Genomic DNA, 12,975 nt, shown 5'->3' on the forward strand with positions numbered 1-12,975 from the left:
GCATGCCGACCGTAGCTCGCGACAATGAGCATTGATCAAAATAAACTCATCGGCTATCCAGTTGAGCAGGTTGCCTAGCCAGCAACAAAAACCTGCTCGGTCCATTCTCGCGTGGCGTATATACGCGCGATTTCTTTCTCCGAAGTCATTCTCGGAGCACTCATCGCACGGTCTGGCATTCGCAGATTGCGGAGAAAACACTGACCAAATTGGCCTCCGTGCGACATCTTTGAGATCAAGAAAACGGGAGCTTTCAATGAGCAAGGGAAAAAATCGAGGCTGGGGGCGGAGCCCAAAGCGCGCTGCGCGCTCGGCATTACGGTCACGTTATAGGAATAGAGAAGTTAGTAGTAAAACTGCAAATGACTATGAATTGTGGTTTTCGCAGTTTGCGGACTATATGCGTGCAGAGCACAATTTGTGCGACATCAACGACTATGAAACGCGACACCTTGTGGGTTACGGCCAGAAGTTATCCACAGAATATTCGGCGGCTACATGCCAGTCGAAAGTTTCCGCAATTAATTCAGTAATGAGGACACTGACCTTTTGTGAGTGGAAATCTGTAAGTCCTTCAAAATCTACGGGAACCCGCAGGAAGAATGTCCGTAAAGAACCACATCAGTATATAGAGCCGGAAACGCTGCTTGAGCAACTACGTGGTGACCTGCCTGGCCGAATGTTTTCGATTTTGTCACTCATGACAGTATTTGGACTGAGGCTCAGAGAGGCCATCTCGATCGATATCCACGGTGCTTTGAAAGAGTGTAAAGCATCGGGAAATATTGATGTTATCTATGGCACGAAGTCGGGTCGCGGAAAATATGTTTCACGGTTGATTCCTGTACAGCGCCTGGGTCTCCATGTCTTGGAAGGGTGCCTTCCTTATGTGGGTGAGAGGTTTTCAATTATCCCAGATGACATGGGACTCAACGTCTTTCGAAAACAGGTTCAAAGTAAGCTGCTGCCACTGTTAGAAGCCAGATATGGCATAACGATTCATGGACTGCGCCACGAGTACGCAGCACGTAGATATTTGGAAATTACCGGATGCTACAGCCCTGTAAATTGTCTCGCTTATGGCCATGCTCTACCGAGTGAAGAAGAGGACCGGCGTGCTCGCGCAATAATAAGTGCCGAGTTAGGGCACAGTCGCGAATCGATCCTTAATGTATACATTGGTAGTTACGTGGAGGCGAAGCGTGAAAAATAAAGCATCGTTTCGAGACGTGCAGCGAGATATCGCAGAAATGTTTAAGCCGAATTCCATTGTCCGCCACAGGGCGGTGCGCCGTAAAACTCTCCAGGCTCGCGCAAAGCTAATGACTAGAGTCGCAAGAAAAATATTCGACGAATACCATGTTCGTCCTGCAGCCTGGGAGCGTGAGCACCTTGAGTGGCTATGGGCATATCTCGACCGTGAATACAAAGAGGGTACTGCATATGTTTACAAAACGGTCGCTCGAAACATCTATGACTACTATGTGGGGTGGACGTTTAAGGAAGGTGTCTTAGAGATAGTGGTACCCGAAGCCTGAATAGTTTCCTGAGCGAATTGGCGTTATCAGCTTGCCGTCTCCTAAGAGCTCCTGAGTTCTCCTGCAAAACCAAACGATATCTCCGAAATCGGCAGGGTGGGCGGGAATTCGTACAAAATTTAGCCGGGCAAGCTTCATTCAGGCTGGTGGGCCGGAGGAACTTTACCTGTCAGCTGTAAGGCCTGTGGCTAATCGGGCCTATTTGTGCGTAAAGTGCAAAAATTCCATCTCAGCTTTAATTATTTGGGTTTGTTGAGATATTATCGGTGAACTCTTTTCTCTATAGGTTCGCCGATGATTCGTTGCCACCTCGCTCGCCTGATGGGGGAGCGGAAAATGAAGATTGCTGATGTTCTGCGGGAGACCGGCCTGAGCCGGAACACCGTAACACTGATGTACAAGGAAACTGCACAAAAAATCGACATCGAGGCGTTGGATGTTTTGTGCCAGCTGTTCCAGTGTGATGTCAGCGATATGTTGGAGCGTACCGATGAGCCGCACTAAGCGCCGAGTGCTAATTAGCTGGATTGGTGGCAATGACCTCAAGGCTGTGGATAACGCAGGTTCGCCGGAGCAAATACTTGGCCCTATCGCTTCCACCCTGAAGTCTCAGACGTTCGACACAGTGGAGTTGCTCTACAACTACCCCGAAGAGCAAGCTCAGGGCTACCTCGATTGGCTCTCTGGGCAGGTTGAGACTCCCATCCATCTGCGCTCAGCGCCGTTGTCGTCACCGGTGAATTTTGCCGAGATCTATCTGGCGGCGGACAAGCACTTGAAAAGACTGGAGTCCGAGGGTTGCGACCTTTCAATTCTGTTGAGTCCGGGAACGCCGGCCATGCAGTCAATCTGGATTTTGCTGGGTAAGGCACGCTACGCCAGTCGTTTCTACCAAGCCTCTGTCGAGGATGGGGTGCAGGAAGTCGATGTGCCCTTCGAGCTCTCCGCAGAATACATACCCGTCGCCAAAGATCTGGATAGTACGACAATCAGCCAGCTGGCTCAGGCCCATGCTCCCGTCGATGCTGCGTTTGGCAACATCATTACCCGCAGTCCGCGTATGCAGACGCTAAAGGCCCAGGCACAGGTACTGGCCGAACGCGATGTGCCGGTACTGATCTATGGCGAAACTGGCACCGGCAAAGAATTGTTTGCCCGTGCCATTCACAACGCCAGCAACCGGGCCACCAAACCGTTCATAGCTCTTAACTGCGGTGCCATTCCTCCCGAGTTGGTGGATTCTGTCCTGTTTGGCCATACCAAAGGGGCGTTTACCGGTGCTACGGCCGATAAGCCCGGTGTGTTCGAGCAGGCTAATGGCGGCACACTATTTCTCGATGAATTTGGAGAGTTGGAACTCAGTGTTCAGGTTCGGCTACTGCGGGTATTGCAGGAGGGCACCTTCCTGCCGGTTGGCGGCACCAAAGAAAAGCGGGTTGATGTTCGCCTGACCAGTGCAACCCATCGTGACCTGATGGAAGCCGTTGCAAGCGGCTCTTTCCGCGAAGACCTGTTCTACCGCATTGCCGTTGGAGTGCTGCACTTGCCGCCTTTAAGGGAGCGCGAAGGGGATATTTCTCTACTGGCCAGCATGATGGTGGATGCCCTGGGCGAGCAGGATGCGGGCTTACAGGGGAAAAAACTTGCTCCCGATGCCATGAATCTTATCCTGAAGCACACATGGCGGGGGAATGTACGTGAGCTGCAGTCGAGCTTATTGCGTGCAGCGCTGTGGTGTCAGGGTGACACGATTAATGCGCAAGATGTACGCCAGGCCTTGTTTCAAATGCCAGAGAAAAGCTCAGGGCTGTTGGATAAGGATGTATCGCAAGGCATTGATTTACAGGGGCTCTGTGATGACGTTATGCGGCATTACATTCCTCGCGCGCTCGATGTCGCCCAGGGCAAGAAAACCAAGGCCGCCAAGCTTTTGGGCTTTAACAGCCACCAGACCCTTGAGAACAAGGCGAAGAAGCTAGGTATCGTGGGATAAAGAGGGAAAACACTGAAGGTAATAACGGTTACTTATTGGTAATAATTTTTACTTTTTCTGGTTGATCGAATGATGTTTATTGGCTCCAGCTCATCGTGTTTCGCACTGGTTTTACGGTTAGCCCAGTAGGGGCGAAGCCGGTGGGTTAGGGTAGTCGTAACTGGTGATACCATGGCGATGAGTCAGATTTTTCAGGTTGGCTTTTTATTTAAGTTGTTGATTTGTATGAAATTTTATTGGTCTTTCGAAAGTTTGCTCGCCGAGATTGGCTCAACTGTCAGAGTTTGAAAGGGCATAGGTATCGAGCTTTCGAATGGCAAAATACGGCGCACATCAATAGCCGAAAAAATGTTGGCACAGCACCTGCAATAGCAGGGATATGGAAATAATAGAATTTATGCAGTCAAAGAACTTTGAGCATCTAAGGCCCTACTGGTCGGACCTGGCCAATTTAGGCGGGCATGCCGAGCAGTACGTCTATGACGACCCCCAGAGCGCGCTGATCAAGCTGCGCTGCTTTGCCGAGAAGCTGGTGGGCGTTGTCTATCGAGAATGGCGCCTGCCCAGCTTGCCCAATGAAAAGTTCATTGATCGTCTGGAGAATCACGCGTTTGCCTCGGTGGTCGACCAGGCCATCATTGACAAGCTGCATGCCATTCGCAAAGAGGGCAATAAGACAGCTCACGAAGGTAAATTTGGTAAAGGCAGCAGCCTCTGGTTGCTCAAAGAGGCGCATATTCTCAGCTGCTGGTTACTCCTGTCCCTCAAAAAAGGCGGCAAGAGTGACTTCGGCGCATTCGTAGAGCCCGCCAAAACAATTCCCGCCGAAGAGCTCAGCAAAGCGGCGATTAAAAAGCTGAAAGCCAGCCAGAAAAGTGAAGCAGAGCATAAGGCGCGTCTTGAGCAGGCAATGGCCGAACTTGAGGCTTCGCAGCAGGCAGAACTTGAAGCCCAGCGTGAAGCCGCCAAGCTCAAGGCCAAGCTAGATAAAGCATCGGCTTCGGCACACAAGCAGGCCAGCGATCAGGCGAAAAACCTGCTAGAGCTGAATGAAGCGCAAACCCGCCGCCGCCTGATCGATACCGAGCTCCACAGTCGTAACTGGGATATCGACCTCCTCAATGGCAACAACACTGAAGAGGTGACACTGGAGGAAGAGGTCGACGGCCAGCCTACCGAATCCGGTATTGGTTACTGTGACTACGTACTCTGGGACGACAACGGTAAACCCTTGGCGGTGATCGAAGCCAAGCGCACCCGCGAGAACGCCGAAAAAGGCCGCCAGCAAGCCAAGCTTTATGCCGATTCCCTGGAGAAAAAATACGGTCAGCGCCCGGTCATCTTCTATACCAACGGTCACGACATCTACATCTGGGACGATGCGCAAAATGCGGCACCGCGAAAGCTGTACGGTTTCTATTCCAAAGAGAGCCTGCAATACCTGGTTGCCCAGCGAGCCAAGCGCAAAGACTTAAACATAACCCCGATCGATACCGATATCGCAGGGCGTTTGTATCAGGTCGAATCGATCACTCGTGTATGCGAGCGCTTTGCGCAGGGGCATCGCAAGGCGCTGATCGTACAGGCCACCGGCACCGGTAAAACACGCGTGGCTATCGCGTTGACCAAACGCATGATCGAGGCCAGCTGGGCCAAGCGTGTGCTGTTTCTTTGTGACCGCAAAGAACTGCGCAAGCAGGCCGGCAAGGCCTATAACGAGTTCACCAGCGAGCCCCTTTACATAGTCGGTAAAACGAAAAAGGAATACCGCAAGAATTCGCAGATTTATGTCTCCACTTATCCCGGCATGATGAAAATCATGGAGGAATTTGATCCGGGCTACTTTGACCTGATTATTGCGGACGAATCTCACCGTTCCATCTACAACGTATTCGGCGATCTCTTCAAATACTTCGATGCCTATCAGCTGGGCCTCACCGCCACGCCCGTTGAAATGATCAGCCGCTCCACCAGCCAATTGTTTGGCTGTGACTATAAAATGCCAACCGCCAACTACCCGCTGGAGCAAGCGGTGGAAGAAGGTAACCTGGTGCCCTTCAAGGTGGTTTCCCATACCACCCAATTTCTGCGTGAGGGTATTCAGGGCGACAAGCTCAGCGATGAGCAAATAGCGCAGTTGGAAGACCAAGGCTTCGACCCGAATGAGCTGGATTTTAATGCGGCATCGGTCGATAAAGCGGTATATAACAAGGACACCAACCGCGCCATCCTGCGCAACCTGATGGAAAAGGGCCAGCGCCTGGCGGATGGCCAGACGTTGGGTAAATCCATGGTGTTCGCCCGCAATATTCAGCACGCAGAGCTGCTGGCTGGTCTGTTTGCAGAGATGTATCCCGAATACGGAGGTAACTTCTGTCGGGTTATCCACTCCAAGTATGAGCGCGCCGAAGAGCTGATCGACGATTTCAAGGCCACTGACGGCCAAGATTCTGAAATCACCATTGCGGTTTCCGTCGATATGCTCGATACCGGTATCGACGTACCGGAAGTGCTCAACCTCGTCTTTGCCAAGCCAGTGAAATCCAAAGTGAAGTTCTGGCAGATGGTCGGCCGCGGTACGCGCCTGTGTCCAAACCTCTATGGTCCGGCTACCGATGGCAGTGATGACAAGAAGAAATTCCTGATTTTCGATCACTGGGCCAACTTTGAATACTTTGAAATGGACCCGGACGAGGAAGAGCCCCGGGAACCAAAATCCCTCAGTCAGAAGTTGTTTGAAGCCCGCCTTCACTATGCCGAAGAGGCGCTAAAACGTGGCGAGCTGGATAGCTTCGGCAAGATGGTTGTACTGCTCAAGCAAGACATCGACGCCTTGGATGACAATACCATTGCCATCAAAGACAACTGGAAGCTCAAGCAGCAGCTCAGCCAGATTGATGTCTTGCACCAGTTTGCGCCCGTCACCAAAGCGCAGCTGTTTGGGCAGATGGCCACGCTGATGCAGTGGCGGAACATCCAGGGCGAGAGTGAAGCCTTAAAGTGGGATCTCGATATCACCACTGCGCAATACACCAAACTCTGCAAACCAGAGTTATTGGATCCAGTAAAAGAGCAGGTGCTCGGTAAAGTGCGCAGCCTACTCATGCACATGCCTCAGGTGCGCAGCAAAGCGTCCGAAATCAATGCCATGCAGCAAGACGACTATTGGTCGACGGCCAGCTTCGATAGCCTGGAGCACAGCCGTCAGCAGCTGCGCCCAATTATTCATCTGCGGGAGAAGGGCGCGGTGCCTCCGCCGGCGCCAATACCGGTCTTCGATATCAAAGAGAATACTGCGGAATATCGGGAAGAAGAGCGTAAAACCAATATTCGCACCGTCGACTACGAAATCTATCGGCAAGAAGTGGAAAAAACACTGACGCCGCTATTCAACAAAGACCCGGTGCTGCAAAAAATCCGTGCCGGTGAGCCGGTCACAGAGGCAGAGCTCGATGCACTGAATGCCTTGGTACATACCCAAAATCCCGGTGTCGACCTGGAACTGTTGGCCGAGTTTTACCCGGAATCCAGTGCTGGTGTCGATCAGTTGCTGCGTACCATCATCGGCTTGGACGTTGCGGCGATCGAGCAGCAATTTACCGCGTTTGTGCAGCAACACCACATCAACCTCAGCGCCCTGCAGCAGCGCTTTTTGGGGTTACTGAAAAGCGAAATCTGCCGCAAGGGGCAAATGACCATCGCAGACCTGTACGAACAACCGTTCAAAGGGCTGCACCAGGATGGCATTGACGGGCTATTCCAGGATGCACAAGCAGAGCTTATCGCCGAGTTTGTTGCGGGCTTTACCGTCGAAACCAAAACACAGAAATCAAAACTCGATGTGGCGAATGAGCTTACGGCGTAAGCACTGCCCATTGAGTAACTATTAGATGTAAGAGAGAAGAAATGATTACAGGTGCACTAAAAAGCAATATCGACAAACTCTGGGAAGAGTTCTGGATTGGGGGCATCACCAACCCCTTAACCGTGATCGAGCAGATCACCTTCCTGATGTATGCACGCCTGCTGGATATGAACGAAACCAGTGACGAGAAAAAGTCCCAGCGCACGGGCAAGCCCTTTAAGCGACGTTTTAATGACGCGCAACAGCACCTGCGCTGGCAAAACCTCAAGCATATTGAGTCCGCCGACGAACTGCTGGCAACCGTGCGTGATGGTCTGTTCCCTTACTTCAAAGAGAGCAGTGCTGAGAGTAACGAAGGCACCCTGTTTGCCGAGTTTATGAAAGATGCCCAGCTGATGATCCAGAAGCCCTCGCTGCTGGTGCGGGCACGGGATATGGTCGATGCGTTACCGCTCGATAAAGGCGATACCAAGGGCGACCTCTACGAGTATCTGCTCGGTAAACTCACTACCGCGGGCATCAACGGCCAGTTCCGCACCCCGCGCCACATCATCCGTGCCATCATCGAGCTGATGAACCCCAGCGCAACCGACCGTATCTGTGATCCGGCCTGTGGCACCGCGGGCTTTCTGAGCACCACATACGAGTTTATGCTGCAAAAGTACAGCTCGCCGGAGGGCACCTTCACCGAACTGGTCACCAATGAGAAGGGCGAGCAGGAGGAGCAAACCCTCTTCACCGGTGACTTACTAGCTGAGCACCGTCAGCATGTCGACAAAGATATGTTCCACGGCTTCGACTTCGATGCCACCATGCTGCGTATCGCCGCCATGAACCTGGTGATGCACGGCGTGGCCCAGCCCGATATCCACTATCAGGATACCCTGAGTCAGGGTTTTATCGAACGCTTCCCGAAGGCCGCCAAAGAGGGCTTCGACTTGGTGCTGGCCAACCCGCCGTTTAAAGGTAGCCTGGATGAGGAGGACGTTGATCCGGAAATCCTGCGCACCGTTAAAACTAAAAAGACCGAGTTGCTGTTCGTGGCGCTGATCTTGCGCATGCTCAAAGTCGGTGGCCGAGCTGCCGTCATCGTGCCCGACGGCGTGTTGTTCGGTTCCTCCAAGGCGCACCAGCAGCTGCGTAAAACCCTGATTGAAGATAACCAGCTGGAGGCCATCGTCAGCCTGCCCAGTGGCGTGTTCAAGCCCTATGCCGGGGTGAGCACCGCGGTCATGATCTTCACCAAAGGCGGTGAGACCAACAAGGTCTGGTTCTACGATCTGCAAGCGGATGGCTTTTCATTGGATGACAAGCGCACTCCGTTAATCGGTGAAGGCAGCAACGAATTGCCAGATTTGGTTACCCAGTGGCAGGCCTACAGTGCCAAGGCCATCGCAGGGGAATCGGTAGAGGAGTGGTCGGACAAGACCGCTAAGGCCTTCCTGGTGAGCAAAGCAGATATTACCAGTAATAAGTACGATCTTTCTATTAATCGCTACAAGGAAGTGGTGTATGAAGAGGAAGATTACGATCCGCCCAAGGAAATTTTGCGGCGCTTGATGGATTTAGAGGTAGATATTCAGAAGGAGTTGAAAGAGCTGGAGGGGATGCTGTGAACTCTTTTCCGATGATCTTATTGAAAGATCTTGCGGCTGTAAAAGGCGGTAAGCGTTTACCAAAAGGGGAGCAGCTGAGTGATTCAGAAACAAAATACCCATATATTCGCGTCACGGATTTTTCCGATAAGGGGGTTGATGTTGCGGGTGTTAAATATATTACGGAAAATATTCAAAGGAAAATTAGTAGGTATGTGATTTCTAAAGATGATGTCTACATATCTATAGCTGGAACAATAGGTTTGGTTGGAACTATTCCAGATTGTTTAGATGGCGCGAATCTAACAGAAAATGCTGCAAAAATTGTTATTCATAAGCCAGATAAGCTCGATAGAGACTATCTTGTTTGGTACTTGTCTACAGCGGGCCAAAGGCATATACAGTCGAAAAAGAAAACAACTAGTCAGCCAAAGTTAGCTTTGTTTCGGATTGAAGAGATTGAAATCCCCCTTCCGCCTCTAAAAGAACAGAAACGCATCGCCGCCATCCTCGACAAGGCCGATAACCTGCGCCGCAAACGCCAGCAAGCCATCCAGCTCGCCGACGAATTCCTCCGCGCCGTTTTCCTGGATATGTTTGGTGATCCGGTGACGAACCCGAAGGGGTGGGATGTAGCGAAAATAGGGAATGGGATTGATTCGATAGCTTCCGGTTGGAGTGCTAAAGGTAGTAGCGAGCCTTGTACACCAGGAGGGATTGGAGTTTTAAAGATTAGTGCAGTAACCAGTGGAACTTTTTTGCCGAAAGAAAATAAGGCCATTGATCCATCAATAGTGCCTAAGGGGAAGAGCCTTATATTCCCTAAAGCAGGTGACCTGCTGTTTAGTCGAGCCAATACGAGGGAGTTGGTTGCTGCAACCTGTATTGTCTCTGAGGATCAAAACGATGTGTTTTTGCCAGATAAGCTTTGGGTGGTAAAAACTCAGGAAGAAAAATTGCTACCGGAATTTCTGCATTACATGATGTGGCAGCCGAGATTTAAAGATTTGCTTACATCCCAGGCCACGGGAACCAGTGGGTCGATGCTTAATATTTCAAAGGCAAAATTTGAAGAAACCGATGCAATCTTTCCATCCATGGATTTGCAAGATAAGTTTAAATCGATCTATTGGAAATGCCAAAGTATTTTAGATGAAATTAAGGGCTCATCTATATGCATCGAAGAATGCTTTGGTTCTTTAAGTAAAAATGCATTTTCAGGAAGCCTATAGCAAGAATATCTTATGAGAATAACAAAGCTATCCCTAACCAATTTTCGTTCCTTCAGTGAAACCCAGTGCATCGACTTTGCGCCGGTGACGCTCTTGTTCGGCCCCAACAGTGTGGGTAAAAGTACGGTATTGCTTGCGTTGTTCTATCTGCAGCAGATTTTGGAAAAAGGCCAGTGTGACCCCTTACGCATCGAGGCCTTGGGTGATAAGTATGTCGGTGGCTTTAAGAATTTGGTCAATGGCCGGGATTTGCGCAAGAGCATTACCTTAAAAGTCGAATATGCAAAACCTGATGATATTGGGGCCGGTTATGCGCACCTCGCCGAGCTAGAGGGGTGGAGCGACTTGTTTCTAGGTGGCGTAACAGAAATTGCGGATAAAGTGGCTGTTGAGCTGCAGGTCTCTTGGTCAGAGTCCGCGAAATCTGCGTACGTTTCTAGCTATCGGCTCTGGTTGGATGGGGAGGAGTGTGCAGAGGCAGCTAGTGATTCCGGCCTCAAACAACCCATGATCATGGCGCTAAATTATCACCATAGTAACCTTTTGGGTGAGGAGTATGACGATTGGATTAAGGAGCAATTGGAGCAGGGGCAGGCAGTACATCCTGATTACCAGGAGGAGGTCGCTCGAATAAAAGGTTGGTCTGAGGATCAAGAGGGCGGCTGGCAGGAGTTTCTTACAGGTGAGGTTGCTGAAGCTGATGACGCCATTGTGTTCTCGGAAGACTGTTTTATTAGTAAATTTCATGCGTTGCTGAACGAAAGCCGAATTCCTGAGAGCGAGTATAATAATTCCTCCTATATGACCGCTATAGGCGATAGTGACTACACGCTATCGCATGCTCCGATCGGATTCAAAGGTTTTGCCGGTGCATTGCCGCGGTTGGGGCGCCGCTTGCATACGTCGCTCGATCTAGAGGATGAGCGTACAGGCGTAATCGTCAGCGAGATCCTGTCCGATGTATTGGTCGCGCCGCTGGATAACCTGTTAAAAATACTCAATGACAGCCTTTGTATTGGCCCCTTGCGCAACATCCCTGACCCGACCTACCAAGCCAATCCTTACCCACAAGCCAAAGACTGGCATAACGGTATGGCTGCATGGGATGTCCTGGAAAAGTCGGATGCGAAGCTGCTCAAGGCAGTCCACCATTGGATGGCAGACAAGGATAAGTTAGACCTGGGCTATGGTCTGGCACTCAAAGTGGAGAAACGCTATGCGGAATTGAAATCTGCTGGCAAGTTGCAGGCCTATGAGCGAATAGAAGACCAACTGGAGGCGATGATAGGCCGATCTTCCTCATCAGAATCCAGCCAGATCCGTTTTGATGAAACCTCGACTCGGTATTCCTACCGAATTTGGGATCAGGCGAATCACATCGATGTTATGCCCAATGAGATCGGGGTGGGTGTTTCGCAGTTGTTGCCTATCGTGGTGGCGGCACTAGACCGTCGCAAAGGTGTGGTAGCCGTAGAGCAGCCCGAGCTGCATATCCATCCTCGCGTACAGGTAGCGGTGGGTGATCTGTTTACGCAGGTAAAGTCCGATGTGAGCTTTCTTGTCGAAACGCACAGCGAGCACCTAATCTTGCGCTTACTAAAGCGTATTCGCCAGACTACCGATGGTGAGTTGCCGGAGGGCTATAAAGCGATTAGCCCGAGTCATGTGTCTATCGTGTACCTGGAGTCATCTTCAGACGGAGTTAAGGTGCGCCGAATCGAAATTGATAGCGACGGCGAGTTTGTCGGCCGATGGCCTAACGGATTTTTCGCAGAGCGTGCTGAGGAGTTGTTCTAATGCACGCCGTCTTTGCAGTAGAGCCAGAAGCTGTGAATTGTTGGGCCAATTTCCGCTACCTGATAGAAAAATTTGGCTTTCCCAATGGTGCGCTTATTGCCAGATATCCCAAGTCATGGATGCGTTTGGTAATTGAGGCTTGTGATGCAAATGGTGTTAAGGAAGTCGAGCGCCTGAAAATTGTCGAAAAGCTCAGCCAAGCCAAGCGTGATCGTATGCACAATAAGCCAATTCCTTATGGTGGCGGCGAGTGGCGAGCTAATGCGGTTGATTCGGCAGTTGCTAGTCTCTTCGACGTACTTGTACTGACGAATGATGAGCCATTAACGCACGCCTATTCCATCGATGATTTGCCTGAAGAAGTCTTTCATAATCGCAGAGAAGTCAGGGTTCCGCGAGATGCATGCTCCCTTGCTGCAGCAGCGTCGCGGTTATTTGTCGATGCTCGTGAAATAACCCTAATAGATCCCTACTTAAAACCGAGCAAGGCTTGCACGAAGCTTCTGAATGCTTTTGTCGATGTGTCTGCCGAGGCGGGTCGTGGGATAACTCGAATTACTATTCACATGGCGCACTCCAAAGATCCTTCTGATCAAGCCGATGTGATCTCAGCGTACAAAGAGTTTATGGGCGAAAAAATCGCTAATGGGTTTTCGCTACAGGTTATTAGGTGGAATGACGAAGCCATGGATTTTGACTTCCATGCCAGATATCTGCTGACAGACCAGGCGGGCTTAAGATACGACCGCGGTTTTGTTGAGCCAGCTGCTCATCATGAACGCGCAAAACGCACAGATGTCGTGTGCCTCGAGCGAGGTACAGTAATCGATTTATTCGCCCAGTACAGTGTTAGTGGTTCGGCAGAGGCGATAATTGACGTGATTGAGATCGCTTGATATGACGTGGGGCTGTAAATGTGCGGATTCCCTACTTATTAAGCAGTTGGGTTGAAGTC

At 50.9% G+C, this 12,975-nt stretch carries 9 protein-coding genes; all 9 read left to right on the forward strand.

The genetic code is table 11. From position 1 onward, the window contains the following. The first annotated feature begins 256 nt into the window (after nucleotides 1–256). The 9 genes from ACXAD0_RS06765 to ACXAD0_RS06805 all read left to right on the forward strand — a co-directional run bounded on the left by ACXAD0_RS06765 (nucleotide 257) and on the right by ACXAD0_RS06805 (nucleotide 12,916). Nucleotides 257–1,213: a hypothetical protein gene (locus ACXAD0_RS06765; protein ID WP_475087608.1), complete on the forward strand. Its 957-nt coding sequence runs from the start codon at nucleotides 257–259 to the stop codon at nucleotides 1,211–1,213. Continuing rightward, nucleotides 1,203–1,538: a hypothetical protein gene (locus ACXAD0_RS06770; protein ID WP_475087609.1), complete on the forward strand. Its 336-nt coding sequence runs from the start codon at nucleotides 1,203–1,205 to the stop codon at nucleotides 1,536–1,538. The genes ACXAD0_RS06765 and ACXAD0_RS06770 overlap by 11 nt, the downstream gene beginning before the upstream one ends. A 336-nt stretch (nucleotides 1,539–1,874) precedes the next feature. Then, nucleotides 1,875–2,042 (forward strand): helix-turn-helix domain-containing protein, encoded by a 168-nt coding sequence (locus ACXAD0_RS06775; protein ID WP_475087610.1) that lies wholly within the window; start codon nucleotides 1,875–1,877, stop codon nucleotides 2,040–2,042. Next, nucleotides 2,029–3,531 carry a sigma-54 interaction domain-containing protein gene (locus ACXAD0_RS06780; protein WP_475087611.1) on the forward strand — a complete coding sequence of 501 codons (1,503 nt, stop codon included), beginning with the start codon at nucleotides 2,029–2,031 and terminating at the stop codon, nucleotides 3,529–3,531. Before ACXAD0_RS06775 ends, ACXAD0_RS06780 begins: the two co-directional genes overlap by 14 nt. 397 nt (nucleotides 3,532–3,928) lie before the next feature. Continuing rightward, nucleotides 3,929–7,396 (forward strand): DEAD/DEAH box helicase family protein, encoded by a 3,468-nt coding sequence (locus ACXAD0_RS06785; protein WP_475087612.1) that lies wholly within the window; start codon nucleotides 3,929–3,931, stop codon nucleotides 7,394–7,396. Between the two features lie 41 nt (nucleotides 7,397–7,437). Next, complete coding sequence (locus ACXAD0_RS06790) at nucleotides 7,438–9,012, forward strand: type I restriction-modification system subunit M (RefSeq protein WP_475087613.1); 1,575 nt, start codon at nucleotides 7,438–7,440, stop codon at nucleotides 9,010–9,012. Beyond that, a complete protein-coding gene (locus ACXAD0_RS06795; RefSeq protein WP_475087614.1) occupies nucleotides 9,009–10,223 on the forward strand; it encodes a restriction endonuclease subunit S in 1,215 nt (404 codons plus the stop codon). Before ACXAD0_RS06790 ends, ACXAD0_RS06795 begins: the two co-directional genes overlap by 4 nt. Before the next feature lie 12 nt (nucleotides 10,224–10,235). After that, a complete protein-coding gene (locus ACXAD0_RS06800; RefSeq protein WP_475087615.1) occupies nucleotides 10,236–12,020 on the forward strand; it encodes an AAA family ATPase in 1,785 nt (594 codons plus the stop codon). Further along, nucleotides 12,020–12,916 (forward strand): hypothetical protein, encoded by an 897-nt coding sequence (locus tag ACXAD0_RS06805; protein ID WP_475087616.1) that lies wholly within the window; start codon nucleotides 12,020–12,022, stop codon nucleotides 12,914–12,916. The genes ACXAD0_RS06800 and ACXAD0_RS06805 overlap by 1 nt, the downstream gene beginning before the upstream one ends. Nucleotides 12,917–12,975: the final 59 nt, after the last annotated feature.

Source organism: Microbulbifer sp. ABF4_148 (assembly GCF_056158985.1).